This window comes from Limnobacter sp. 130 (assembly GCF_902506325.1).
Lineage (GTDB): Bacteria > Pseudomonadota > Gammaproteobacteria > Burkholderiales > Burkholderiaceae_B > Limnobacter.
Genome location: NZ_LR732328.1, coordinates 1,618,971 through 1,644,606 on the forward strand (window position 1 = coordinate 1,618,971; position 25,636 = coordinate 1,644,606).

20 protein-coding genes are annotated in these 25,636 nt (G+C 53.6%); 8 read left to right on the top strand and 12 right to left on the bottom strand.

Going from position 1 to position 25,636, the window contains the following annotated elements:
* The first annotated feature begins 13 nt into the window (after positions 1-13).
* From FRIGORI9N_RS07705 to FRIGORI9N_RS07720, 4 genes are all read left to right on the top strand, one after another.
* Positions 14-766, top strand: coding sequence for a TerC family protein (locus FRIGORI9N_RS07705; protein ID WP_159569214.1), 753 nt, complete (start codon positions 14-16; stop codon positions 764-766).
* A gap of 81 nt (positions 767-847) precedes the next feature.
* Entirely contained in the window at positions 848-1,420 is a 573-nt protein-coding gene (locus FRIGORI9N_RS07710) for a histidine phosphatase family protein (protein ID WP_236550821.1), read from the top strand.
* A gap of 116 nt (positions 1,421-1,536) precedes the next feature.
* On the top strand, positions 1,537-1,965 hold the full coding sequence (locus tag FRIGORI9N_RS07715; protein ID WP_159569216.1) for a universal stress protein: 429 nt from the start codon (positions 1,537-1,539) through the stop codon (positions 1,963-1,965).
* 145 nt (positions 1,966-2,110) lie between these two features.
* Complete coding sequence (locus FRIGORI9N_RS07720; protein WP_159569217.1) at positions 2,111-2,677, top strand: fasciclin domain-containing protein; 567 nt, start codon at positions 2,111-2,113, stop codon at positions 2,675-2,677.
* Positions 2,678-2,748: 71 nt separating this feature from the next.
* Here the strand turns inward: FRIGORI9N_RS07720 and FRIGORI9N_RS07725 are convergent, their stop codons facing one another.
* Complete coding sequence (locus tag FRIGORI9N_RS07725) at positions 2,749-3,624, bottom strand: DMT family transporter (RefSeq protein WP_159569218.1); 876 nt, start codon at positions 3,622-3,624, stop codon at positions 2,749-2,751.
* A 74-nt stretch (positions 3,625-3,698) separates the two neighbouring features.
* Between FRIGORI9N_RS07725 and FRIGORI9N_RS07730 the strand changes: the two genes are divergently transcribed.
* Together FRIGORI9N_RS07730 and FRIGORI9N_RS07735 are read left to right on the top strand one after the other, a co-directional pair.
* Positions 3,699-8,672, top strand: a complete 4,974-nt coding sequence (locus FRIGORI9N_RS07730; RefSeq protein WP_159569219.1) for a PAS domain S-box protein — start codon at positions 3,699-3,701, stop codon at positions 8,670-8,672.
* Positions 8,673-8,757: 85 nt separating this feature from the next.
* Positions 8,758-9,102: a PepSY domain-containing protein gene (locus FRIGORI9N_RS07735; RefSeq protein ID WP_159569220.1), complete on the top strand. Its 345-nt coding sequence runs from the start codon at positions 8,758-8,760 to the stop codon at positions 9,100-9,102.
* On the opposite strand, the gene FRIGORI9N_RS07740 is transcribed toward FRIGORI9N_RS07735, so the two are convergent.
* The 10 genes from FRIGORI9N_RS07740 to FRIGORI9N_RS07785 all read right to left on the bottom strand — a co-directional run bounded on the left by FRIGORI9N_RS07740 (position 9,099) and on the right by FRIGORI9N_RS07785 (position 20,580).
* The gene (locus tag FRIGORI9N_RS07740) at positions 9,099-10,409 is read right to left on the bottom strand and encodes a sensor histidine kinase (RefSeq protein WP_159569221.1); all 1,311 of its coding nucleotides are present in this window, start codon (positions 10,407-10,409) and stop codon (positions 9,099-9,101) included. The two genes, FRIGORI9N_RS07735 and FRIGORI9N_RS07740, sit on opposite strands and share 4 nt — an antisense overlap.
* Positions 10,406-11,074, bottom strand: a complete 669-nt coding sequence (locus FRIGORI9N_RS07745) for a response regulator transcription factor (RefSeq protein WP_159569222.1) — start codon at positions 11,072-11,074, stop codon at positions 10,406-10,408. The genes FRIGORI9N_RS07740 and FRIGORI9N_RS07745 overlap by 4 nt, the downstream gene beginning before the upstream one ends.
* A 5-nt stretch (positions 11,075-11,079) precedes the next feature.
* The gene (locus FRIGORI9N_RS07750) at positions 11,080-11,379 is read right to left on the bottom strand and encodes a PepSY domain-containing protein (RefSeq protein WP_159569223.1); all 300 of its coding nucleotides are present in this window, start codon (positions 11,377-11,379) and stop codon (positions 11,080-11,082) included.
* A gap of 55 nt (positions 11,380-11,434) precedes the next feature.
* Positions 11,435-11,950: a hypothetical protein gene (locus tag FRIGORI9N_RS07755; RefSeq protein ID WP_159569224.1), complete on the bottom strand. Its 516-nt coding sequence runs from the start codon at positions 11,948-11,950 to the stop codon at positions 11,435-11,437.
* A gap of 100 nt (positions 11,951-12,050) precedes the next feature.
* Positions 12,051-15,185, bottom strand: coding sequence for an efflux RND transporter permease subunit (locus FRIGORI9N_RS07760; RefSeq protein WP_159569225.1), 3,135 nt, complete (start codon positions 15,183-15,185; stop codon positions 12,051-12,053).
* Positions 15,182-16,774 (bottom strand): efflux RND transporter periplasmic adaptor subunit, encoded by a 1,593-nt coding sequence (locus tag FRIGORI9N_RS07765; RefSeq protein ID WP_159569226.1) that lies wholly within the window; start codon positions 16,772-16,774, stop codon positions 15,182-15,184. Before FRIGORI9N_RS07765 ends, FRIGORI9N_RS07760 begins: the two co-directional genes overlap by 4 nt.
* Positions 16,771-18,096, bottom strand: coding sequence for a TolC family protein (locus tag FRIGORI9N_RS07770; RefSeq protein WP_159569227.1), 1,326 nt, complete (start codon positions 18,094-18,096; stop codon positions 16,771-16,773). Before FRIGORI9N_RS07770 ends, FRIGORI9N_RS07765 begins: the two co-directional genes overlap by 4 nt.
* A 92-nt stretch (positions 18,097-18,188) precedes the next feature.
* Positions 18,189-18,485 (bottom strand): hypothetical protein, encoded by a 297-nt coding sequence (locus FRIGORI9N_RS07775; protein ID WP_159569228.1) that lies wholly within the window; start codon positions 18,483-18,485, stop codon positions 18,189-18,191.
* Between the two features lie 47 nt (positions 18,486-18,532).
* On the bottom strand, positions 18,533-19,843 hold the full coding sequence (locus tag FRIGORI9N_RS07780; RefSeq protein ID WP_236550822.1) for an ATP-binding protein: 1,311 nt from the start codon (positions 19,841-19,843) through the stop codon (positions 18,533-18,535).
* A 32-nt stretch (positions 19,844-19,875) separates the two neighbouring features.
* Positions 19,876-20,580 (bottom strand): heavy metal response regulator transcription factor, encoded by a 705-nt coding sequence (locus FRIGORI9N_RS07785; RefSeq protein WP_159569230.1) that lies wholly within the window; start codon positions 20,578-20,580, stop codon positions 19,876-19,878.
* Positions 20,581-20,767: 187 nt separating this feature from the next.
* Here FRIGORI9N_RS07785 and FRIGORI9N_RS07790 point away from each other — a divergent pair, with 187 nt between their 5' ends.
* The gene (locus FRIGORI9N_RS07790) at positions 20,768-21,079 is read left to right on the top strand and encodes a hypothetical protein (RefSeq protein ID WP_159569231.1); all 312 of its coding nucleotides are present in this window, start codon (positions 20,768-20,770) and stop codon (positions 21,077-21,079) included.
* Positions 21,080-21,185: 106 nt separating this feature from the next.
* Positions 21,186-22,511: an AarF/ABC1/UbiB kinase family protein gene (locus tag FRIGORI9N_RS07795; protein ID WP_159569232.1), complete on the top strand. Its 1,326-nt coding sequence runs from the start codon at positions 21,186-21,188 to the stop codon at positions 22,509-22,511.
* On the opposite strand, the gene FRIGORI9N_RS07800 is transcribed toward FRIGORI9N_RS07795, so the two are convergent.
* Positions 22,497-25,634, bottom strand: coding sequence for an efflux RND transporter permease subunit (locus FRIGORI9N_RS07800; RefSeq protein ID WP_159569233.1), 3,138 nt, complete (start codon positions 25,632-25,634; stop codon positions 22,497-22,499). The two genes, FRIGORI9N_RS07795 and FRIGORI9N_RS07800, sit on opposite strands and share 15 nt — an antisense overlap.
* Positions 25,635-25,636 lie beyond the last annotated feature (2 nt).

The following is a 25,636-nucleotide window of genomic DNA, read 5'->3' on the forward strand; positions in this document are numbered from 1 at the left end:
TATGGAATTATTAATGGATCCAAACGTTTGGGTCGCATTTGCGATTTTGACGGCCTTGGAAATTGTGCTGGGTATCGACAACATTGTGTTCATCACAGTGCTGGTGTCGAAGCTACCCGCAGACATTCGTGACCGCGTGCGCCAATTTGGTTTGATGTTTGCGATGGCCACCCGCGTGGGCCTGTTGTTTTCGCTTTCCTGGATCATCGGTTTGACCGAACCGCTGTTTACCGTGTTGGAGAAGGCCATTACTGGCCGAGACCTGGTGCTTTTCTTCGGTGGTCTGTTTCTGTTGTGGAAAGCCTCCAAAGAAATTTATCTGGAAGTGGAAGCCCCGCACCAGGTTCAAGAAGAACTCGAGGCCGGCGCCGCAATTCAAAAAACCGGTGCCAAACTGTTTTGGTACTCCATCATTCAGATCGGTATTCTGGACATCGTGTTCAGCCTGGATTCGGTCATTACTGCGGTGGGTATGGCAGATGACATCGAGGTAATGATCGCTGCGGTGATGGTGGCCGTGGGCGTCATGATGGTGTTTGCCAAGTCAATTGGCGAGTTCGTGGAAGCCCATACATCGGTTAAGGTGCTTGCCCTGGCCTTCCTGATGATGGTGGGCATGTTGCTGATCGCAGAAAGCTTTGGTCAACATGTACCGAAGGCTTACCTGTACAGCGCAATGGGCTTCTCTTTGCTGGTCGAATTGCTGAACCTGCGCTCACGCGCCAAGCGTGAAAAGCTGAAAGCAATGGCGCAAGCCGAAGTGTAAAAGCGCTGTAGTTTCCGAGACAAAAAGCCAGTGTAAACTGGCTTTTTGTTTTTCTGGTACCTGGTAGTTCAGGCAATGCCCATGCTTTCTCGTGCATTCAAAGTCCTTTTCATGTGGCTTCCTCTGGCTTTGCTTCCAGCCAAAACCGTTGCCAACAGTGAAAACGTCTGGGCGGTGTGGAAACAAGAAGGGGTGCACGCCATCATGCGACATGCCACGGCACCCGGCTTTGGTGACCCGGCACATTTCACGCTTGGCCGTTGCGACACACAACGTAATCTGAATGACACAGGGCGACAGGAAGCCCGCGCACTGGGGGAAACCATTCGAAAACAAGGCATTGCGCTGAGTGCGGTTTATTCAAGCCAGTGGTGCCGCTGTTTGGACACCGCCAAAGAACTAAGACTTGGCAAAGTGCAGGAATTGCCTGCCTTGAATTCATTTTTTCGAGACCGAAGCCACAGTGAAAACCAAACCGCTGCCTTGAAAAAGCACATCGCTGCGCTTGGACCAACAGAAAAAATTCTCTATGTGACGCACCAGGTAAACACCACCGCTTTGACTGGTGTGTACCCGGCATCAGGCCAGATCATTCTTTTCAAGCTCGGTCAGAATGGGGAAATTCAAGTGGTGGGCACAATCAATTCTGATTAGCTGACATTGCGGTGCGCCTGTGGTTTTGCCTGAACCTTTAACAACTTGTACACTCGAATTTCACAAACAGGCATGCCCTGAAGCAAACAATATTCAACAAAAAGGGGATTTACACTATGTTCACCAGTATTTTATTGGCCACCGATGCGTCTGAATGCTCCATGGCCGCTGCAGCCAAGGCCGTGGAATTGGCTGCCAGCAGCAAGGCACAGCTCACCGTGGTGTACGTGTCTGCCCCTTATTTTTACCTGGACAAGGCTGAGAAAGCTGAATTCAACAAACGTTCGGAAGAAACAGCCAACAAGGCATTCGAGCAAATCAAGGCCATGGTGCCCAAACGCAAAATGTCTGCTGATTCCGTTCACACGGTGATCAAACAAGGCAAGCGCCCGTCGACGGCCATTCTGGACGTGGCCAAGGCAGCACACGCGGATTTGATCATCATGGGTTCGCACGGCCATTCTGGCTTGAACCGTTTGATGTTGGGCAGTGTTGCCAATGAAGTAGTGACCCAAGCCAAATGTGCCGTGTTGATCACCAAATAATACGATAAGGCATCCTTAACAAAACTTAACCCGCATGCTTTGAACTTACTGCCTTCAGTGACCTCGAACTGTTAACGATTCTGGCCTGCGAGCCATGACGTTTGGAAAATCTTGTAGCTTGAAATTCCAACTGGAGGTAGTAAACATGTTGAAATCAAAACTCACGACAGCAAGCCTGATCGGTTCCATTGCACTTTCAGCCGCCGCTTTTAGTCTGCCTGCCCACGCCGAAATCATGGTGGGCGGTGCACCCATGCTGCCAAGCAAAGACATTGTGGACAACGCCGTCAATTCAAAAGATCACACCACCTTGGTCACGGCAGTTAAAGCTGCCGGCTTGGTTGATACGTTGAAAAGCAAAGGTCCTTTCACTGTATTTGCCCCAACCAATGCTGCCTTTGCGGAATTGCCAAGCGGCACAGTGGATACGCTCTTGAAGCCAGAAAACAAGGCTACGCTACAGGGTGTACTCACTTACCATGTGGTCCCCGGAAATATTACAGCGGCTGATTTGAGCAACAAGATTGTTCAGGCGGGTGGCATGGCCACGCTGAAAACAGCCTCGGGTGCCTCACTGGGCGCAAAGCTGCAGGGCGACAAAGTGATCTTGGTTGACGAAAAAGGCGGTACTGCTGAAGTAACCATTGCCAACGTCACCCAATCCAATGGCGTGATTCATGTGGTGAATAGCGTGTTGCTGCCCAACTCCTGATCTGTCGTCATCTTCGACCTGAAATTGCTGTTTTGGCGAGCCCTCGTGGTTCGCCTTTTTTTGCGCCCTTTCTAACGGGACCTGGTCACCAAAACAATGCCCAAAACCACTGGGACGATCCCGATGAAATCGATCCAGTTCAGGGGCTCGTCAAGTAGCCAGGCGCCCGCCAGCAAACCCAGGGGCGGGGTGAGGAAAAACCACACGCTGGCCGCGCTGGCACTGCCACGCTCGAGCAAGTTGAACCACAGTTGATACCCGGTAATGGACACCACCAGCACCAACCAGGCAAATGCGCCTGCAAACGATGGCGTCCAGGCAATTGCGGACCAGTCTTCCATGAGGACAGCAACGGGCAACAGCATGAGACCACTGAGAATGATCTGGAAACCGGTTCCGGTCACAATGTCGGTGCGCACGGGCCATTTTTTATACAGCACCGTGCCAAATGCCAAGGTCAGCAGTGCGGCCAGCACGAGCAAAAATCCCTCCAGGGTATCGGTGCTTGATCCAATCCGGTTTCGAACAATAAAGGCCACCCCCAGAAAGCCCAGAGCCAAACCCAGCACTTTTTGGCGCGTGAGGGGTTCACGCAACAAAAACGACGAAAGCACGGCCACAACAATAGGGTTTGCACTAATCAGGATCGTGGACAAACCCGAAGACAGGCTGCCCATACCCGTCCAGCTCAGACCCAGATAAAGTGCATGGTTCAACAAACCCAGGGCACTTAACACGCCCAACTCTTGAAGGGTCAACCTGCGAAGCGTACCGCGCCAGTGCGCCCAGGCCAGCATCAAGGTGCCGGCCACCAAAAACCGCAAGGTTAGAAACAACAAGGGGGGGCTGTCGATGAGACCGATTTTTGCAGCAGGAAACGCACTGGTCCAGATCAGGACAAAGGGAAACACCAATGAAGCGTTTCTCAAAAGAGGGTATTGATTCATTCAATGAAATCCAGTAATTGTGAGACATTGTAATCAGCGAATCCGCTTAACCAAGCCGACGACCGGAGTTTTGAATGCTCGAGCAGTTCCGAATAATCGTCGTGGATGATGAAAAACCCCAACTTGAAGCACTGTGTTCACTGTTGCAGGACGCAGGCTTTAAGGTCATGGGGTTTGCTGAACCCGATTCAGCCCTTGATCTGCTGAAAACCCAAAGTTTTGATGTGCTGCTCACCGATCTGCGGCTGCCTGGCATGGACGGTATTGAACTGGTTCAGCGTGCACGCCAGCTGGATTCTGACCTGTGCGCGGTGTTGATGACCGGGCATGGCAGCATTAAAACGGCAGTGGATGCCATGAAGCTGGGGGTGCTGGACTACATTCTGAAACCATTCAAGGTCAGCGAGTTGATGCCTGTGGTGAACCGGGCCATTGAAGTTCGCAAACTGAAACGGCAAAACACCCGCCTGATTCAAGACCTTTCCACAAGCAATTCCCGCTTGCTGGAGATGAATCATGAACTGGATCATTTCGCGGGGCGTGTTGCGCACGACCTGAACTCGCTTTGCCACATTATCCAGGGATTCGCAGGCAGCCTGACGCGCCGTGCCCACAGTAAGCTGGATGAACAAGAGCAGAGATACCTGCTGCGCATCAATGAGGCCAGCGCACGGGGCGGTCAACTGGTTTCTGACCTGCTGGCTTTTGCGCGACTGGGCTCGGGCGAACTGAAATTCAACCAGGTGGTGTTGAACGAGGTTGTGGAAAAAGCCAGGGCACAGGTGGAATCAGCCGAGGGTCTCAGGCAGGCGGACTGGAGCATTGCCAAATTGCCGGACATTGAAGGCGATGAGTCTTTGCTGGAACAAGTGTTCGTCAATTTATTGTCAAACGCCTTGAAATTCAGCCAGACTCGGGAACTGGCCACCATTGTAGTCGAGGCCAATATTCTGAATGAGATCGTGGAGATCAAGGTCATAGACAACGGCGCAGGCTTTGACCCCGACAGGGCCGATGGCTTGTTCAAGCCCTTTCACCGCCTGCACAATGCCCATGATTTCGAAGGTCACGGCATGGGTCTGGCCAATGTAAAACGCATCATTGAACGGCACGGCGGCCACATTACGGCTGAGTCTGCTCCGGACAAAGGGGCTGTGTTCACCTTGACCTTGCCAATACGCCAGGACCAGGAGCGCATAGCGCCCCCTGCACTGCCAGAACCGATGATGCCGATGCTGACCAAGCAACTGGGCGAGCAAATTGATAGCCAGCGCATGGAATTGTTGGGGGCGTGCATAGAACGCCTGAATGACATTGTGATGATTACTGAGGCCACACCCATTGATGCACCCGGCCCGCGCATTATTTATGTCAATTCCGCATTCGAGAAAGTGACTGGCTACAGCCGCGACGAGGTAATCGGCAAAAGCCCGCGACTGTTGCAAGGTCCAGAGACCGACAAGGCTGAGTTGAGAAAGGTTAAACAAGCCTTGAGTCAGCGTGAGTCCGTGCATGTTGAATTGGTCAATTATGGCAAAAGCGGCAAACCGCACTGGCTTGAAATGGACATTGTGCCGGTGGTGGGGTCGGATGGCGAAGTGCCCTACTTTGCTTCGATTCAACGCGATGTCACCGAACGACGCCAATCCGAAGACAAATTTAAACGCAATGAGGCTCTGCAACGCATTGGTGGCAGACTCGCAAAACTGGGGGCCTGGGCGATTGAATTGGGCCCGGTACCATGGCTGTATTGGTCCGATGAGGTGTTCGACATTCTGGAACTTCCCAAAGGCCAACTACCCACCAGTTATAACGAGGCCTTGCGGCATTACCACGGCAAATGGAAAAAAATTCTGGAGGCGGCACTGCAACGCTGTTCAACTGAAGGACTGCCATTTGAGGTTGAAGCAGAAATGCGATCTGTGAACGGGCGACGCATTTGGGCTCGTGTGGTGGGCGAGGCGGTGCGCAATGAGAAAGGCGAGATTGTGCGGGTTCAGGGTGCGTTTCAGGAAATCACCGACTCCAAGCTTGCTGTGTTGACCTTGATGCACATGAACCGCCTTCTGGAGGCACAACAACGCGTCAATGACATTACCAGCACCTTGGACAAACCGGAGAAGTTGCTGCAAGAGGTGTGCAGCGTGTTCTGTTCACTGGGCGGTCTTCCATTGGCCTGGGTTTGCGAATTTGGCAAAGACCTGAGTGACTTGAAAGTTACGGCAGCCGATGGTTCGCAGCAAGAATTTGTTTCAAAAATCATGAAGACCACCACCCTGCCGCGGGACCACGAACTGGTCGACCGATTGCGAGCCGGGAAAATGCACATTTGTCAAAATGTGGCGGAAGAGCCGCAAGCAAAAATGTGGCACAAACAAGCCATCGAAGAAGGTCTTGAATCGTTTGCGATTTTGCCCATTCATGCACAGGGCAAACTGCGCGCAAGCTTGGTTTTGTTCGGCGCGGGCATTCACTTTTTCACCAATGAAGTTCGCCAGTTGCTTAAAACTGTGGCCAAGAATTTGTCTTTCGCTTTTGAAAATTTGATTTTCGCTGCAGAGCGCACCAAAAGTGCGGAGCGGTTGAAGCTGCTTGAAACTTGCGTGGAACGGCTCAACGACATTGTGCTGATCACCGAGGCGGAACCGATCAGCGGTGAAGGTCCAAAAATTCTGTATGCGAACGATGCGTTCGTGCGCCGCACCGGATACACGCGCGAGGAAGCAATTGGAAAAACACCCCGGATATTGCAAGGCGAGCTGACCCAACGTGATGCATTGGACCGAATTCGCAAGGCACTGACAAACTGGCAGCCCGTGCGGGAAGAGTTGATCAATTACACCAAAACGGGCGAGCCGTTCTGGCTTGAGCTGGACATTGTTCCCGTGGCCGATGAAACAGGGTGGTACACCCACTGGGTTGCCATTGAGCGGGACATCACGGAAAGAAAGCAGGCTGAAGCTGCACTGAAGGAGGGATCTGAACGATTCCGTTTGCTCGCCAGTGCCTCCCGGGATTGCATCTGGGACTGGAACATTGCTTCGGACGAAATTTGGTGGAATGAGGGATTTGAGAAACTGTTCGGGTTTGATCGCAGCAAAATTGAACCCGACAACGATTCATGGACCAACCGGATTCACCCAGAGGACCGGGAACGCGCTGTCAAGAGTATTTCCGCAGCGATCAGTTCGAGCGTTGAAAACTGGCAAGAAGAATATCGCTTCGCGCATGCAGATGGCCATTGGCTGGATGTGCTGGACCGTGGTTATATTATTCGCGATGACCACGGAAAAGGCATTCGAATGATCGGCGGCATGACCGACATGAGCCACATTCGACAATCAGAACGCAGAAGCACCGCGCAATTGACGCGCATGAATTTGCTCAATGAAATTACCCGTGCCATTGGTAATCGACACGACCTGACCAGTATTTATCAGGTGGTCACCAACAGCATTGAAGTGGAACTGCCTGCTGATTTCTGTTTGACCGCATCTTATTCGGAGCAAGACAAAACCATTTCATTCCGGTCGTTTGGCAATGCCACAGAAGAGGCTGCCAACAAAATCGGATTTTTCCTGGACACAAGTATTCCTGCGCGAGGAGTGCACCTGGACCGTGCCTTGCTGGGCGAGTTTGTGTACCAACCCGATTTGGGCGGCAGCATGTGCCAAACCGGCGAGGGTATGCATGAACTGGCCGGGCTGGACAGCATGGTGATTACCCCCCTGATGAAAGACAAAAAAGTGCTGGGGATTATTACCACTGCCCGCAAAGGTTTGAACTCGTTTTCCGATGACGAACTGGACTTCCTGAGACAGCTTGCAGAACACGTGGCCCTGGCATTGGCACAAACCGAGTTGCTTCAGGAACTGAAAGAAGCCTACGAGAATTTGCAACGCACCCAACAGCTGGTGTTACAGCAAGAACGGCTGCGTGCACTGGCAGAAATGGCTGGCGGTATTGCACACGACATCAACAATGCAATTTCACCGGTGGCTTTGTACACCGATGCCCTGCTGGGCTCCGAGACCAATTTGAGCGAACGCGGCGTGAAACAGCTAAGGACGATTCAATTGGCAATCGACGATGTTGCGAGAACAGTGGACCGGATGGGACAGTTTTCCAGGCGGCAAGAGGAAGGCACTGAACTGACCCGAGTCAATTTGAGGACTGTGTGCGAACAATCCATGGAATTGACCAGGGCGCGATGGCACGACATTCCGCTTCGCAACGGCATTTCAATCGAATTTACAGTTGAGCACGACGACAAGGTGCCAGAAATCGATGCGGCTGAATCCGAGTTGCGCGAGGCGCTGACCAATCTGATTTTCAATGCAGTAGATGCCATGCCCAATGGTGGATCTATTTTGTTGGCCACACGACTGGAGCGCAGGGACAATCACGATCAAGTTGTAATTGAAATTCGGGATTCCGGTGTGGGCATGGATGATGAAACCCGACGGCGATGCCTGGAGCCGTTCTACACCACCAAAGGTGAACGCGGCACTGGCCTGGGCCTGGCAATGGTCTATGGCATTGTGAAACGCATGCGTGGCTCAATTGAAATCGACAGTGCCGAGCAGCAGGGTACCGCTGTCCGGATATTGCTGCCGTCTGCATGTCGACAAAAGCGCACAGCGACCGAGGCGATGCCTGCGGAAACCCCTTCAAATAACTTTCATATTCTGTTGATCGACGACGACAGCAAGGTATTGAATGCGCTTCGGGATGGGTTAAGTGCCAGTGGGCATCGCGTTCAAGCAGCAAGTTCGGGATCGGCCGGTATTGAGCTTTTCTCAAAGGCAATGAATGACGGGATGCCGTTTGATGTGGTGATCACTGACTTGGGGATGCCCGGCATGGATGGGCGACAAGTGGCTGAGGCAATCAAGAACATCGACGACAAATGCCCGGTGAATCTTTTGACGGGTTGGGGCAATCAACTGGACACACTGACAGCGCCCTTGGCAAATATTGATGCGGTGTTGGCCAAGCCACCAAAAATTTCTGATATTCAGGCCTTGCTGCACAATCAACTTAATTGAGTTCTTGAGGCACTGAATTTTTCAGCTTCAATTCATCTTGCTTTTCTACACTGGGAACACATTGAACCCACACAGGAGAAACAAAATGATGCGACGCCCCACCCCCACATTGTCAGCCCTTGCCTTGATTTTGCTGACTGCCACGCTGATGGCTTTGCCCAAGATTTCGCAAGCGGATGACGATCGATCAAACACAGCACGAGACAGCGAAATTGTTCAAGCCTTCGGCTTGATCAATGCAGAGCAAGCCCGTGAAATTGCATTGAAGCAGGCCCCCGGTGTAGTGACCGAACTGGAGCTAGACGACCGTGACTACGCGAAGGGCTGGAAATGGGAAGTTGAAGTGGCCAATGCCGATGGCCGTGAAGTGGAAGTCGACATTGACGCAAAAACCGGCAAAGTACTGAAGGTAGACAAAGCGTGGTTTTAAACCAGCGCACCGGGCTTGAAGGTGACCCACACGTGCAGCCCGGTGTTGCCATTTTTAAACTCGAGTGTTGCACCATAGGTACTCGCAATGTCTTGCGCAATCGCCAAACCCAAGCCGCTGCCCGGTGTGTTTTCATCGGCACGAAAACCGCGTTGTGTTAACGCATTCAGATTCTCGGGAGAGCAACCCGGTCCATCGTCGGCAACAATCAGTGTGCTGCCCTGCAGTGAAATGCTGACCTGTGAGCTTGCCCATTTCGATGCGTTGTCGATTAAATTGCCAAACAGCTCGAAGAGGTCTTCGCGATCGCCCAATAGGCGGGTGTTCATGGGCACCTGCAAGGTGAATTGAATTGCCTTGTCGCGATACAAGGCTTTGCAGCTGTTGACCAAGGCGCTGAGAATTTCGTGCAGATCCACACGTTGACCTGGTCGCAAATCACCCACCACGCGAACACGCGCGGTTTCACGGTCAATCAAACGTGCAACTTCTTGAGTCAAGGCCTGTACTTCAGTGGAAAAACCGCGTTGATCGGTGTCTGCGCTGAGCTGCGAAAGCCGGGCAAGCCGTGTTTTCAAGGCATGCGCCAAATTGCCCATGCCTTCGCGCGAGCGTTTCAAACGCTGATCAATGGCGATCAATAATCGGTTGAGTTCATCAACCAGTGGTTTGATTTCATCGGGCCCCTTGAATTCCAGTTGGGCGATTTCACCTTGCTGCAAGCGGGCCAAAGCGGCCTGTACCGTGTTCAACGGCTTCAATGTACCAATGACAATCCAGCGTTGAATCAACACCAAGGCCAACAGGAACAGGGCGGAGAAACCCGCATTGGCCAGCTGGTACTGCAACAGGTTGTTTTGCAATGTGGTGATGTCGCGTGCAATCGCAATCGTGAAGAGTTGATCGTCTTTTTGGTACAGGCGCGCATGCACCAACAATTGTTGCCCGTCGGGCCCGGGCTGGCGTGTAATTGTGGCGTTGCTGCCAGAAGCGGTGGGCATGACGAATGCGGCGTCCCACAGCGAACGGGAATAACGAATGTCCTGCTTGTATTGCAGGGCATAATACACACCCGAATAGGGCTGCTGATAAGCAGGCACCAATCGGTCGCTGTTCATGCTGAGTGCGCCAGCGGTATCGAGCTCGACCCCCGCCAGCAAAGTTTCGCTGTCTTGTTGAAGCTGATCCTGCAATTGGGCCTGCAGCAAGTTCTCAATCGCTCTGGATGACAACCACCATTGCGCCAGCAGCAGCACAAGCAAACTGAGGATCAAACCAAACGACAAACGATTGCGCAGTGAATTCATTCGATGGATTCGCCAAACACATAGCCTTGACCTTTTCGGGTTTGAATCCACTGTGGCCCGATTTTCTTGCGCAACCTGTTCACATACACCTCCATCACATTGCTGTCTTTGTCAGTGTCGTATTCATACACATGGTCAGTCAAACGGGTTTTGCTCAAGGGCTGACCTGGATGCAGCATGAAGTAACGCAGCAAACGGAATTCGGTGGCGGTGAGTTGTTGGGGTGAGTCATCGTTCACCTGGACGGTTTGCAACGTTTCGTCGAGCAGCAGGCCCTTGGCTTTCAGTGACTCAGGCGCATTGCCCACTGCACGCTTGAGCACTGCGCCAATGCGAGCCAAGAGTTCCTCGGGCTGAAAAGGCTTGGGCACATAATCGTCTGCGCCGGCATTAAAGCCTTCGACCTTTTCCTGCCAGGTGCCCCGTGCCGTCAACACAATCACGGGTAATTTCAAATGGTCTGTGCGCCAGTTCTTTAACACCTCCAGGCCTGACTTACCGGGCAGGCCCAAATCGAGAACCACCAAATCGTAGGGTTCAAGACGACCTTGAATTTCAGCTTCGACACCATCTTGAACCCAGTCTGCCGCGTAACCAGCCTTGCCCAACAGCTTGTGCAACTGGGCGCCCAATACAGGGTCGTCTTCTACCAACAAAAGTCGCATGGTGACTAGTCGTCCTGTTTCAGTTTCAGTAAGCTGCCTGTGCGGGCATCGAATTCCATTTCCCACACACGGCCGCCCGCATCCAGCACTTCTATTTCATAGATATAGCGACCATCCTCTTTGTCCAGATCAACATCCACGATCCGCCCAGGCTTGACCGATCGAGCGGCCGCAAATATTGTTTCCAGCGAGAGGATCTCGCCGCTGCGCTGCAGTCGGCGAATGCGTCGATCGTCGTCTGCATGCGCAGCAGGAACGGCGAGCAACAAGATGGCAATGATCAATGAGTAGGCACGAGCTTTCATGGTGACTCGTAATTTAACCGATTCACCTGAATTAAAGCTTAAAAAATACGGTGACTCAGGATTTGTTGGGTGTACTGCTGCTTTCAACCAGGCGGGGTTGTTCGTCCCGTGGCCATTCAAAGCTGTAAAAACCCTGTTGACCGTTAATGGTGTAGTCAAACTGACCGCTGATCGCGCGCGGTTGCATTTCAAGATTGAATACGCACTGGTTGGGTGCTTCGCAACCGTGTTGGTTCACCAGTTCGCTCACTTCAGGATCAATCAACGGTGCGGTGTGCAACCCCTGCGGTGTCATGAAATACACACCGGCATTGTTGCCACAATGGTTTTCGATCAGGGTGTGGCCCACGCCTTCAAAGCGAAACTCACAGTTGTTTTTCGATGCATACGACAACACTTGTTGCGCTGCCGCTTTTTCCTGACAGGAGGACACACCGAACAAGGTGAGTGCGGTGGCGACCATCAGGCCGAACAACACAAAAAGAAATTTACTGGCTTTGCCCAGAAATGAACCCTGTCGTCGGTGTGAATCGAACGACAGGGAGCGCGACCTGCTGCGTTGGTTAAACATGGCTGGTGACCTTCTATGAGTGAAGTTGGGGTGTTGGCATTAAAGCTGCACCTTTCTCAACGTCACAGGTCGGTCTGGGTTTACACAGCACCCACCCAATTCAGCCAGATTTTCGGGTTTGTCCACGCCGAATCAGCAGAAACACGGCAGGAATCACGAACATCGACAACAGGGGTGCACTGACCATACCACCTACCATGGGTGCGGCAATGCGTTGCATGACCTCACTTCCTGTACCGGTACCCCACATAATGGGTATCAGACCCGCCAGAATGGTCAATACCGTCATGGCTTTGGGTCGAACGCGCAACACGGCCCCTTCACGAATTGCATCGAGCAAATGGTGCTCGTCAATATAACCACGTTCAACCCGGTTGGCCCAGCTTTGATTCAGGTACAACAGCATGATGATGCCGAACTCGGCCGCCACACCGGCCAATGCAATGAAGCCCACGGCACCTGCCACTGACAAGTTGAAATCAAGTAACCACAGCAACCATGCGCCGCCAATTAGTGCGAAGGGCAGGGTGGCCATAATCAGCAAAGCCTCATCCACTTGCTTGAAAGTCATGTACAGCAAGACAAAAATGATCAGCAAGGTGAACGGCACCACCAACTTTAATTTCTCGGTTGCGCGTTCCAGATACTCGAACTGACCCGACCATGAAATGGAATAGCCCGCGGGCAAATTGACCTGTTCAGCCACCACCTGCTGCATGTCCAGCACCGCAGAACGCAAATCTCGCCCACGAATATCGATGTACACATACCCGGCCAGGCGCGAGTTTTCACTACGCAACATGGGTGGGCCATCGGTGATCTGAATGGTTGCTACATCTGACAGCACAATGCGCTGACCCGTGTCGGTGTACACGGGCAAGGCGCGAAGTCGGGTGAGTGAATCACGCAGTTCACGCGGGTAACGTACATTGATTGGAAAACGCTCCAGCCCCTCGACGGTTTCGCCAATGTTCATGCCGCCCACCGCGCTTGAAATAATCGACTGAATATCGGAGATATTCATGCCGTAACGTGCGGCTTTGTCGCGATTAATATCGACATCAATGTAGCGCCCACCCGTGAGTCGCTCAGCAAATGCGCTGCTCACGCCTTCAATGTTCTTCACCGCCTTCTCGACCTTCACCGAGATTTGATTGATGGTGTTTAAGTCAGGGCCCGTTACCTTGACACCCACCGGGCTTTTTATACCGGTGGCCAACATGTCGATCCGGTTGCGAATGGGTGGCACCCAAATATTCGTCAAACCCGGTACCCGGACAATTTGGTCCAGCTCCTCGACCAGTTTATCGGCGGTCATGCCCTCTCGCCATTCGTCTTTGGGCTTGAATTGAATGGTTGTTTCAAACATTTCCAAAGGCGCGGGGTCTGTGGCTGTTTCCGCGCGCCCCGCCTTGCCATACACACTTTCAACTTCCGGCAGGGTTTTGATCAAGCGATCCGTTTGCTGCAGCAATTCAGCCGCCTTGCCCACCGACAAACCGGGTAAGGCCGTGGGCATGTACAGCAAATCACCTTCGTCTAGCGGGGGCATGAATTCAGTGCCCAGCTTGGTGAGCGGATAAAAGCTGATGCCCAGCAACACCAGCGCCACAAGCACGGTGGTTTTGGGAAACTTCAACACGGCATCCAAGGCGGGCCGATAGGCCGCGATCAAGGCACGGTTAATTGGATTTGAATTTTCCGAGGGGATTTTTCCGCGAATCAGATAGCCCATCAACACGGGGATCAGCGTAACTGCCAAACCGGCGGAAGCCGCCATGGCATAGGTTTTGGTGTACGCCAGGGGCGAGAACAAACGCCCCTCTTGTGCTTCCAGCGTGAACACCGGAATAAAGCTGAGCGTGATGACCAACAGGGAAGAAAACAGGGCGGGCCCTACCTCCACGGCAGCATCACCAATCACGCGCCAGCGCTCGGCACCAGCCAGTTCCTGACCCGGATTGTCGTGTGCCCACTGTTCAAGATGCTTGTGTGCGTTTTCAATCATGACCAGTGCAGCATCCACCATGGCGCCAATGGCAATGGCAATACCCCCCAGGGACATCACATTTGCATTCACCCCTTGCTGCTGCATCACGATGAATGAAATCAACACACCCAACGGCAGGGAAACAATCGCCACAAAAGCGGACCTGAAGTGCAACAAAAACACAAAGCACACCAGCGCCACCACAATGAATTCCTCAAGCAATTTAAAGCTGAGGTTGTCGATTGCATTGTTGATCAGTGTGGACCGGTCGTACACCGCCACCACCTCTACGCCTTGCGGCAAACCGGCTTTCAGGCTTTCAAGCTTGGCCTTCACTGCATCAATGGTTTGCAAGGCATTTTTTCCAGACCGCATAACGACAATACCGCCCACCGACTCTCCATTGCCGTTCAGTTCACCAATGCCTCGGCGTATTTCGGGACCAATCTGTATGCGGGCCACATCGCCGAGCTGCACCGGAATACCGGCGAGGCTGGCCTTTAACGGTACAGACCGGAAATCCTCCAGATTCTCCAGATACCCCGTGGCCCGCACCATGTACTCGGCTTCGCCCAGTTCAATGACCGATCCACCCGCTTCCTGATTGCCATCATTAATCGCCTGGATCACCTGATCCAGGGTGATGCCATAGCCCGCCAGCTTTTGCGGATCCAGTTCAACCTGGTACTGCTTCACAAAGCCGCCCACCGAGGCCACCTCGGCCACGTTCTCGACCGTTTTCAGTTCATAACGCAAAAACCAGTCTTGCAAAGCCCGCAGTTGCGACACATCCATGTTGCCCGTGGTGTCGCGCAGGGCGTATTGATAAATCCAGCCCACGCCTGTGGCATCGGGACCCAATACGCTTTTTGCCGAAGCCGGTAGCTGGTTTTGGGCCTGATTCAGGTACTCCAGCACCCGCGAGCGGGCCCAGTACAAATCCACACCATCTTCAAAAATAATGTAGACAAAACTGTCACCGAAAAAGGAAAAACCACGCACGTCTTTTGCGCCTGGCACCGACAGCATGGTGGTGGTGAGCGGGTAGGTCACCTGGTTCTCAACAATTTGCGGCGCCTGCCCCGGAAAACTGGTGCGCACAATCACTTGAACATCGGACAAATCGGGCAGGGCATCCAGCGGCGTTTTGTACACCGACACCACGCCCCAGGCACTGATCATTACCGTGGCGATCAGCACCAGCAGTCGATTGGCGATCGACCAGCGAATCAGCATCGCAATCATCGTTGACCTCCACTGGGGCTGACGCCCAACATCAAGGGGAGGTCATCCTCCTGTAGCTGAAACTCCATGTTGATCCGGTCACCCACTTTCAGGCTTTCACGCGGCAGTTGATCGGGCGCAGGCAACATGAAGTCCATCGTCATTTCCGGCCAGCCAAGGCTTGGAATGGGCGCGTGGGTGACCGTGACCGAATCATCGTGCAAGGCCTCGACCACGGCCGAGGTGGTGTATTTTGCAGATTCGCCCGGCTCATTCAAGCGCGCTTCAAGCCCACGCAAGCTGGCTTCAGAATCAATCAGGAACTGGCCAGACAGCACCACTTCCTGACCCGCCTCCAGGCCTGCGAGCACCTCGGTTTGTCCACCAAACTCAATGCCTGTCTTAATTTCGACTGGCGAGAAGCGGCCATCCTCACCGGCCAGCATCACCACAGCACGGCGACCGGTCTGAATGACAGCCTCGGAGGGCACGATCAGGGATTGCGGCCTGCTGGTGTCCATGAACCGGGTTTGTACAAACATGCCGGGCAGCAACTTGTTACCCGGATTCTTCAGCACCAGGCGAGCCAGTACCGTGCGTGAATTGGCATTCACTTGTGGCAACACTGTTTGCACCTGACCTTCAAACACCTGCCCTGGCATGGCTTGCGCGATTGCATTCACAGTGACACCAGGCTGCACGTAACTGGCCTGGCTTTCAGGCACTTCGGCCTGCACCCACACCGTGGAAAGTCCATTGATCTCCATCAAGGTGGTTCCCGGTTGCACGGTCATACCCTCACGCACCATCAACTCCGTGACCACGCCGCTGCGGGGTGCCGCAATGGCGACGCGCGGCTGAACTTGCCCGCTTTGTTCCACCTGCCGTATTTGTGCTGTGCTCATACCCACTTGCAACATGCGTTGGCGGGCTGCATCCACCAATGGCTGCAAGTTATCGCCCTTCATTTTTCGCAAGGACAAAAATTCCTCTTGTGCCGCAATCCAGTCGGGCACGTACACGGTCAGCAAAGTTTGCCCCTGCTTCACCGGATCAAGCGTGGCAGTCACATTGAGTTTTTCCACATAACCCATGGCACGGGACTGCACCACCACCCGGTCACGTTCATTCCACTGCACGGCACCGCTGGCAGTAATTTCCGGTGCCAGCATGCCCATGCCCACCACCGCAGTGCGTATACCCAAGTTTTGCTGAATACGCGGGCTGACTTTGATACTGCTGGTGTCAGCAGTATCGGCACCCGAGTAGGCTGGTACCAGCATCATGTCCATGAAAGGGCTTTTACCCGGTGAATCAAATTTGCGACCCGGCACCATGGGGTCGTGGTAATACTGCACAGTCAAGCCTGTTTCAGGATCGACATCACCCGCCTTGATCCCGTTTTCCATGTGTCTGCGGGTGGCTGCCTCGCCCTGGGGAATATTCCAGGTGGACGGATCTTGCCCGTTGCCACCGGCCCCGGCAGGAGCACCAATGGGTGCCGACATCATTTCCATGCCTTGGCTCATGCCCAGTGCCCACAAACCATAACCCCCACCAGCCAGCGCCGCCACTGCGAACACGCCAATCGCGATATGCGTCTTTTTCATTGTTGTACCTCTTCGGGAATCAGGTATTCCAGTTGCGCCCAAAGCCGGGCTGTGTCCATTTGAATACGAAGTTTTTCAATGCGCATGTCCAGTTCCATGCGGCGCGCCGCCAACACCTCGCTTAGGGTGCCGGTGTTGCCGCGATAGGCGTCCAGCGCGGCTTGCGTGCGTTGTTGGGTCAAGGGGATCAGGCTTTGATCAAAGTCGCTCAGCCGCTTCAAATTGCTTTGCCAGGTTTGTTGCCAGCGCTTGGTTTGTGCCAGGTGGCTGCGGTACAACTCGACTCGCTCTGAACGCGCTTTGGCCGCCATGGAATTGGCAGCGGCCACCGCCTGGTCTTGCCTTGAAGTTTGATCAACAAACAGGGGCCGGGAGGCACCCAGTGTGAGCATTTCAGAAAACTCCGGACCACGGCCTGCGTACATCACCGACAAAGTCCAATCTGCTGATTTTTCCTGCAGCTTGACTTCGGCATTGGCCAGCGCTGCATCTTCTGCTTTTTGCAGGGCGATGAGTTCCGGGTGTTTGTTCAGGCTTTCAGCCAAATCCACTTCACCCAGGCTGGAGCGCTTCAAATCAACATCGCTGCTCAACTCACTGCCTGCTGCATCGCCAACCCAACGGTGCAAATCGGCCTGTGCGTTATCCAACATGGCCTGGGTGTCTTGAACTCGCAAGTTCAGCAAGCCGAGTTCGGTGCGTGCTGTGAATACATCGGTTTGTGGCGCTTTGCCAGCGCGGAACAGCGCATCGGCCGCATCAATTTGCAGTTGCAATTCGGTGTGCTGGCTTCGCAGCAATTCAAGCATTTGTTGCAGGTACACCCGGTCCAGATACGCCTGCGCCGTGCCGGTGCGCAATTGACTCAAAGCCAATAGCTCGCTGGCTTGCGCAACCTCGGCATTTTTTGAAAACACATTGGACTGGGCTTTGCGTTTGTCTTGCCGCGTGAAGGTTTGCGAAATACCCACCCCCCGCATGGTCATGAAGTCTGCAGCCAGGCTGAACTGGTCAGGCCCGTTGGCTGGAATGTTACTCACTTCCAGATTCAGCATGGGGTCGGGCAACTCACCCGCGGCCACAGCCTCGCTTTGCGCAGCCTGCGCAGCAGCCTTTTGGGCGCGTACCGATTCTGAACGCTGTTCAGCAAGCTCAAGCGCAAGGCTCAGGCTGAGCGGGCCAGCAGTAGCGGGAGTTTCAGGGGCAGCCAGTGCTTGCTCAAGCGTGTACTGTTGCTCGGCATGCACCCCGCCGAAATTCAACAACACAAACAGCGCAAAACCAATCAGCGCAATTCTCAAAATGACATGTTTACCCTGCATGGGCTTCTCCTGCATGGCGTATCAGCCATGAGAAACGAACACACAATCGGGCTGACCAGGGTCAGCCCAACGCTTAACTCAAATTGGTGTGATCAGGCCCGGGGCGGGCGTTCGGGAGAGCTTTGCTGAAAGGAAATTTGAAGCACCTGCTCTACAGTGGCATACACTGGTGAGGGGCTTTGGGGCGAGATGACTGCCGCTACATACGGCAAAGAGGGCACGGCACAACACAAGGGAGAACCCGCGAAACAGCCCTCGTCAAGGTGAACCGCTGAATCCATGGCGTGCTGCGTGTCTTGCATTTCGGCGCAACACGGCATTGCGTGGGCCATGCTTTGAAACATGAGCGCACACAGCAACAACACATGAACACCAATTCGACGCATCATTGGATGAAATCAACAAACTGCAGTGGATAAAGTGTAACACAGCCCATTTATGCCTCTGCAAGCGATGATGAGTCGCCCTTCTTCAGTGAAAACCCGATGCGTACCCAGTCGCCATCGCACTGCGCAAAAGGTTCGCCCCCATGCAAACGGGCGATGGCGGCCACAATGGCCAAGCCCAAACCGTGGTTGTGGCCACTTTCATTGCGCGATTGATCCACCCGGTAAAAGGGTTCGAACAAATGCGGCACGCTGGCTGCGGGAATACACACACCCTTGTTGCTCACTGTGAAAAGAACCTGGCCCGCCACAGTGCTGTTGTCAATGTGAATGTGAATGGTGCTGCCCTCCTCGGCATAGCGAATGGCATTGGACACCAAGTTGGACAGCGCCCGCTTGATCAATTCAGAATCAACCCGAGCAGACGCATCACCGTGCAATTCAAATTGCAGATTTTTTTCTTCCAGCATGGCCTCCATGTAATCCATCACAGTCATGACAGGTTCACTGAGCTTGGCCACTACCCGAAAATCGTTGTACTGGCCCTGGCTGGCATGCGACAAAAACAACATGCTTTGAATGATGCGGTTCATGCGCTGCAGCTCTTCGAGGTGGCTGTGCAGTGCCTCCTTCAAATGCTCGGGATCGGGATTTTTTTCACGCAGCAGCAATTCATGGCTAACGGTAAGGCTGGAAAGCGGCGTGTTCAATTCATGCGCCACATTGGAATTGAATGAACGCAGTTGGTCGTGGTATTGCCCTACTTTTCCGATTAATTTGTTGAATTGCTCAATGACCGGGTACAGCTCTTCGGGTTCATGCTCGGTCTTGATTCGTGCAGTCAGATCCGACGGATCAAAACTGGCGATTTTGCGCCCGAATTTATTCAATGGCTTTAATTCAAACCGCGCCAAAGTGCCGCTTAGCAGCATAATGAACAAGCCCCAAACCACTGCCGCCACCGCAAACACGGCACCAATAAAGTTCAGGAATTTTTTGTCCTCTGACACATCCATGGCCAGCTCAAGATCGCGCATTGGCATAGTGCCGCCCAAGCCCACCAAAGAATGCATGTAAGTTTTTTTGTGCTTGACCTTGCTTAGCAACACCTGTGGCCCATACAACACCTGATCATTTTCGCCGTGCACTTTGGCGCGCACATTGCCCAGGTTCAGCAGCAGTTCGTCTACACGGCCCCACATTTCTGTGGGCATCAATTCACTGTTGCGGGCCAGCACCTGCTCCACCGCATTTGCGGCGCGTTCAAGCGTTTCCTGGTGTCGCACTTCTTGCCACATCCACACACAGTGATAGCCAAACACAGCGATCAATCCAACACCCACAATACTGAGGATCGACATTTGAAAAGAAGATCGCCTGGCTATCGAGCGCCTCATGGCTGGCTCTCCCCAGCGCGCAACTCCAGCACATAGCCCATGCCACGCACAGTGTGTAGAAGGGGCAAATTAAAGGGCTCGTCCATTTTGCTGCGCAAACGGCGTACGGCCACATCCACAACATTCGTTTCACTGTCAAAGTGCATGTCCCACACCAGCTCAGCCAATTCGGTGCGTGACAACACCTCGCCCTTTCTGCGCAACAGCAGCCACAACAAGCTGAACTCTTTCGCGGTCAAGCGCAGGTCTTGCCCAGCGCGTTTGGCCTGCCGCTTGACAGCATCCAGCTCCAGGTCAGCAAGACCCAAATGGCTGCTGTCAACGGTGGCATTTTGCTGCTGTCCCTGGGCACGGCGTGCCAGTGCATGCACGCGGGCCACCAGTTCTGAAAATGCAAAAGGTTTGGTCAGGTAATCGTCGGCACCCGCCTGCAGGCCTTTGACCCGGTCTTCGACCATGGAACGGGCCGTGAGCATGAGCACCGGGATGTTCATGGTTTGGCGCAATGCGGCCAGCACGCCCAGTCCGTCCAGGTCGGGCAACATGCCATCGAGAATGATGAGTTCGTAATGGCCTTCAGTGGCCAGGTGCAAACCATCAATACCGTTGTGGGCCACATCCACCACAAAGCCTTCGGAGTTCAGCCCCTTTTGAAGGTAACTGGCCAACTTCTTCTCGTCTTCAATTACCAAAATTTTCATGGGCGCAACGTCGCTGTGCGTGAACAAACATGCCTTGAAGTATAGAAGGCACAAGTACTTTTTAAAATTACAAATTTGTAATGTGCGTGTGGGGCCTTGGTAATTCGACCCTGCGTAAAGTACGACTCATGCCAACGCAACAAAGCAACGGCAAAACTTGATGAAGTACCCCAAAAGGAGATTTACCATGAACGCACGTCAATTGATCGCTACTTCCGTATTGGCCATTTCAGCAACTGTACCAGCCGTGGTCATGGCCAACTCAGCAACCCAGCAGGGCGATGCCACCAGCCACGTGATCGCAGTAGAAAGCCAGCGCGACCAAGCCAGTCGCAATGCCGTACTGAATGCATACCAGAAAGCAGTACAAACTGGCGAATTCAGCCCAGTGGCCGGTGATGCAAGCAACCTGACTCACACCTCGAACTCTACAGCCACACGTGCTGAAGTATTGAGCAAAATCAAAGGCGTGAACCTGACCGAAGGTGATGCCAGCTAATCCATAAAACCAGTCATCTTGATGGTTTTCAAAGGGCGCCTGTGATTCCCCGCACAGGCGCCTTTTGTTTTAAGATGAGGGTCAACTTTGCACCCAAGCAGTCCTCATGTCGTCTAGCCAAAAACCCCCACGCAACAAAAACAGCAATGAATCGGCAGTGCCCTCGGGGCGGTTTGCGCGCTTAAGTCGTTTCGGTGCCTTGGCAACGACTGTAGCAGGTTCTGTTGTTAAAAATGGCACCAAGCAATTGGCCCAAGGCAAACGGCCCCAACTGAGCAAGCTGTTACTGACACCAAAAAATGCACTGCGTGTTGCGGATCAACTGGCGCAACTGCGCGGTGCCGCCATGAAGCTGGGGCAATTGGTGTCCATGGACGCCGGCGACATGCTGCCGCCACAACTCGCCGAGATCATGGCCAAGCTGCGGCAAGACGCCAAACACATGCCGCGCAAACAGTTGTTGGCTGTTCTTGAAAAAGAATGGGGTGAAAACTGGGATCAACGCGTTCGTGAATTCAATTTAACGCCAATCGCCGCTGCATCCATCGGCCAAGTGCATGAGGCCATTTCACTGACCGGTGAAAAACTCGCCATTAAAATTCAATACCCCGGTGTGCGCGACAGCATTGACAGCGACATTGACAACGTGGCGACCATTTTGCGTTTCACGGGCCTGGTGCCCAAAACATTCGACCTGGCTGCGCTGTTGACCGAAGCCAAAAAGCAGTTGCACGAAGAGGCCGATTACCTGCGTGAAGCTGAATGCATTGTGAAATACACCAAGGCACTGGGTGAGGATGAACGGTTTGAAATTCCCACCGTGGATTCAAGCCTGACCACACGCGGTATTTTGGCCATGCGCTATGTAGAAGGCGTGCCCATTGAACAAATGGCCCATGCCACACAGCCAACACGCGACAAAATTGCCACCACCATGTTTGAATTGTTGTTCAAGGAATTGCTGGGCATGCAGCTGATGCAAACCGACCCCAACTTTGCAAACTACCGCTACAACCCGAAAACCGGCAAAGTGGTGTTGCTGGATTTCGGTGCCACCCGCAGCTTTGAGAAAGAATTGGTAGACGGGTATGTCGACGTGATGAATGCGGCGCAGGCCGCAAGCCGCAGTTTGATGGAAAAAGCAGCCACACGGATTGGTTACTTTGACTCGACCACACAAGCCCACCACCGCGATTTGGTACTGGACCTGATGGAACTGGCTTGCGAGCCCTTTTGTACCCCAGGTGAATTCGACTTTGGCAACACAGACCTTGCCGCAAGAATTCGCGACAAAGGTTTCGAATTGGGCGAAGACCGAAAATTTTGGCATGCCCCGCCCATTGACTGCCTGTTCATACACCGCAAACTAGGGGGCCTGTTTTTACTGATCACCCGCCTGAAAGCGCGGGTGCATGTTTCACAGTGCGTTTAAATCACGACCGGACTCCTTGTCGGATTGATCGCACAACTGTTCCGAATCTTTCTGGCCAAACATCCAGAACAAGGCGGGCGTCAAATAGGTATCCAGCAAGGTAGAGCTGATCAAGCCACCAAATATCACCACCGCCACCGGATACAAAATCTCGGTACCGGGTCGTTCGGCCTCGAACAACAAGGGCGCAAGTGCAAACGCGGTGACCAATGCCGTCATCAACACCGGGCTTAAACGCTCCAGCGAACCACGAACAATCATGCTGTGGTTAAACGTTTCGCCCTCAAAACGCATCAGGTTGATGTAGTGGCTCACTTTTAAAATGCCGTTGCGCACCGAGATACCCGCCAGCGTAATAAAGCCAATCAGCGCTGCCACCGACAAGGGCTGCCCCGACAACCACAAGCCCAACACAGCACCCACCAAGGCCAGCGGAATATTGCCCATTACAATCAATGACAAACGCATGGACTGGTAACGGCTGTACAGCACGGCAAACATCAGTGTCAGTGAGACCAGCGACAGCAAACCCACCAAGCGCGTGGCTTGCCTTTGAGCTTCAAACTGACCACCCAGGGTAATGAAATACCCTTGCGGTAAATTAAAACTGGCTGTGGTGACCCGAATATCCTCGACCACTTGCGACAAGGCTCGCCCCTGCGCATTGGCCGAAATCACGATTCGCCGCTTGCCATCATCGCGGCTGATCTGGTTGGGACCATCACTGTCTTCAATCGTGGCCAGTACCCGCAAGGGCACAGCACCATTGGGTGTTTGTATCAGCAGTTGCCCAAGTTGCTCAAGGCTGCGGTTTTCCTCGGCCAGCTTAAGCACCAAAGCAAATCGCCGGTTGCCTTCAACCACCTGTGCAATTTTTTCGCCTTCCACCAAAGCCTGCAAACTGTGCAATATCTCCGAAACGGGCACCCCGTACTGCGACGCGGCATCGTAATTCACACGCACCTTGATTTCAGGGGCCAACACCTGTTTTTCCACTTCAAGGTCGACCAAACCATCGATGCGTGAAAGCTGTGCACGCAGTTGCTCGGCCGTGCCGCGCAGCGTGTCCAGGTCTTCGCCAAACACCTTGATGGCAATTTGCGAGCGCACGCCAGAAAGCATGTGATCCAGGCGGTGCGAGATGGGCTGCCCCACCGCAATGGCCGCCGGCAAATTTTGAAGCCGTGAACGAATATCGGCATTGATCTCATCCATGGAGCGGGTCATTTCCGAAGCTGGAATCAAGCCAATGTCCAGCTCGGACGCATGCACCCCTTCCGCATGCTCATCCAGTTCGGCCCGGCCACTTCGGCGACCAATGTGGGTAATTTCAGGAACGCCCTTCAAAAGCTGTTCCGCTTGTGAGGCCAGTCTTGAAGACTCCTCCAGCGTGACACCCGGATTCAAGCGAAGCCCCATCACCAAACTGCCTTCATTGAAAGGCGGTAAAAATGTTTTGGCAAAGAAAGGCACAGAAAACCCCGCCACCAGCACAGCACCTAATGCCAAGGTGATTGCAGGTTTGGGATTGTTCAGCACACGCTGCAAGCTGTGTTGGTAATGGTGCTTTAACCACGCCAGCACCTTGGTGTCGCCATGGTCCAGGTTCTTGATGCGTGGCAACAGGTAGTACGACAACACGGGTGTGACTGTGACGGACACAATGAGCGAGGCCAGCGTGGACACGATGAATGCAATGCCCAGGGGCACAAACAACTTGCCTTCAATGCCGGGCAACGCAAACAATGGAATGAACACCAACACAATGATTGCGGTGGCGTACACAATGCCGGTTCGCACTTCCAGGCTGGCTTTTCGCACCAACCCCACCAAATCAAAGGGCACGCCCGGGTGTTTTGCGCGTTGCTCTTTCAGGCGGCGCAAAATGTTTTCGACATCCACCACCGCATCGTCCACCAAACCACCAATGGCAATGGCCAAACCACCCAAGGTCATGGTGTTGATCGACAAACCGAAGTACTTGAACACCAGCGCGGTGATAAAAATTGAAACGGGAATGGCCGTGAGCGCAATGACGGTTGGGCGTAGCGTACCCAAAAAGAAGAACAGCACCGCTGCCACAAACACCGAGGCACCGATCAACTTGCCTTGCAAGGTAGTAATGGAGGCCTCGATGAAACTGGCTTGCCGGAAGGTCACCCGCGGTTCTTCCATGCCCGCAGGCAAAGCGCCTTTCATGGCATTCAACGCGTTTTCAATTTGCTGGGTCAGTTCAATGGTGTCGGCATCGGGCTGTTTTTGAATACCCAGAATGACCGCTGGCTTGCCTTCATAGCCAGCATCACCCCGCTTCACCGCAGCAGCAAATTCCACCTGGGCCACCTGCTTAAGCAACACGGTTTGACCGTTGCGCGAATCCACTGCAAGGTTTCGCAAGTCCTCCAGCGACGACGTTCTTCCCAAATGCCGAATCAGGTACTCCCGACCATTGAGCGACAAGAAACCGCCCGATGTGTTGGAAGCAAAGCCACTCAAGGCACGCTGCAAATCATCAATCGAAATACCCGATTCAACCATGCGCTGCAAATTGGGTTGCACCTGAAACTGGCGCACTTCGCCGCCAATGGGAATGACCTGCGCCACGCCCTGAATGGACAACAAACGCGGCCTTAACACCCAGTCTGCATATTCCCGCACATCCATGGGTGAGGTTTTCGCCACATCGATGGGAATGGCAATTTGCATGATTTCGCCCATGATGGAACTGACAGGCCCCATGGTGGGCGCAAGTCCGGCGGGAATGGATTCTTCCATGCTGCCAAGCCGCTCGGACACCATTTGGCGCGCACGGTAAATTTCAACATCCCAATTGAAAGTGATGTAGAGAAAAGAGAGCCCGGCACTGGACACCGAACGGATCACTTCCACGCCCGGCAAACCGTTCAGTGCCGCCTCCAGCGGAAAGGTAATCAGTTGTTCCACTTCTTCCGGGGCCATGCCACCGGCCTCAGTAATAACCGTGACCGTGGGCTTGTTCAAATCGGGGAACACATCCACGGGCGTTTGGGTCAGCGTGAATGCGCCATACAGCGTAAGAATCAGCGCACCGAGCAACACCAGCAGGCGGTTTTTCAGGCTGTTCTCGAGTAATAGTTGAAACATGC

Excerpts from the sequence above, each read along its gene's own strand:
- FRIGORI9N_RS07705 (WP_159569214.1), top strand. The coding sequence starts at position 14 with ATGGATCCAAACGTTTGGGTCGCATTTGCGATTTTGACGGCCTTGGAA.
- FRIGORI9N_RS07710 (WP_236550821.1), top strand. The coding sequence starts at position 848 with ATGCTTTCTCGTGCATTCAAAGTCCTTTTCATGTGGCTTCCTCTGGCT.
- FRIGORI9N_RS07715 (WP_159569216.1), top strand. The coding sequence starts at position 1,537 with ATGTTCACCAGTATTTTATTGGCCACCGATGCGTCTGAATGCTCCATG.
- FRIGORI9N_RS07720 (WP_159569217.1), top strand. The coding sequence starts at position 2,111 with ATGTTGAAATCAAAACTCACGACAGCAAGCCTGATCGGTTCCATTGCA.
- FRIGORI9N_RS07725 (WP_159569218.1), bottom strand. The coding sequence starts at position 3,624 with ATGAATCAATACCCTCTTTTGAGAAACGCTTCATTGGTGTTTCCCTTT.
- FRIGORI9N_RS07730 (WP_159569219.1), top strand. The coding sequence starts at position 3,699 with ATGCTCGAGCAGTTCCGAATAATCGTCGTGGATGATGAAAAACCCCAA.
- FRIGORI9N_RS07735 (WP_159569220.1), top strand. The coding sequence starts at position 8,758 with ATGATGCGACGCCCCACCCCCACATTGTCAGCCCTTGCCTTGATTTTG.
- FRIGORI9N_RS07740 (WP_159569221.1), bottom strand. The coding sequence starts at position 10,409 with ATGAATTCACTGCGCAATCGTTTGTCGTTTGGTTTGATCCTCAGTTTG.
- FRIGORI9N_RS07745 (WP_159569222.1), bottom strand. The coding sequence starts at position 11,074 with ATGCGACTTTTGTTGGTAGAAGACGACCCTGTATTGGGCGCCCAGTTG.
- FRIGORI9N_RS07750 (WP_159569223.1), bottom strand. The coding sequence starts at position 11,379 with ATGAAAGCTCGTGCCTACTCATTGATCATTGCCATCTTGTTGCTCGCC.
- FRIGORI9N_RS07755 (WP_159569224.1), bottom strand. The coding sequence starts at position 11,950 with ATGTTTAACCAACGCAGCAGGTCGCGCTCCCTGTCGTTCGATTCACAC.
- FRIGORI9N_RS07760 (WP_159569225.1), bottom strand. The coding sequence starts at position 15,185 with ATGATTGCGATGCTGATTCGCTGGTCGATCGCCAATCGACTGCTGGTG.
- FRIGORI9N_RS07765 (WP_159569226.1), bottom strand. The coding sequence starts at position 16,774 with ATGAAAAAGACGCATATCGCGATTGGCGTGTTCGCAGTGGCGGCGCTG.
- FRIGORI9N_RS07770 (WP_159569227.1), bottom strand. The coding sequence starts at position 18,096 with ATGCAGGGTAAACATGTCATTTTGAGAATTGCGCTGATTGGTTTTGCG.
- FRIGORI9N_RS07775 (WP_159569228.1), bottom strand. The coding sequence starts at position 18,485 with ATGATGCGTCGAATTGGTGTTCATGTGTTGTTGCTGTGTGCGCTCATG.
- FRIGORI9N_RS07780 (WP_236550822.1), bottom strand. The coding sequence starts at position 19,843 with ATGTCGATCCTCAGTATTGTGGGTGTTGGATTGATCGCTGTGTTTGGC.
- FRIGORI9N_RS07785 (WP_159569230.1), bottom strand. The coding sequence starts at position 20,580 with ATGAAAATTTTGGTAATTGAAGACGAGAAGAAGTTGGCCAGTTACCTT.
- FRIGORI9N_RS07790 (WP_159569231.1), top strand. The coding sequence starts at position 20,768 with ATGAACGCACGTCAATTGATCGCTACTTCCGTATTGGCCATTTCAGCA.
- FRIGORI9N_RS07795 (WP_159569232.1), top strand. The coding sequence starts at position 21,186 with ATGTCGTCTAGCCAAAAACCCCCACGCAACAAAAACAGCAATGAATCG.
- FRIGORI9N_RS07800 (WP_159569233.1), bottom strand. The coding sequence starts at position 25,634 with ATGTTTCAACTATTACTCGAGAACAGCCTGAAAAACCGCCTGCTGGTG.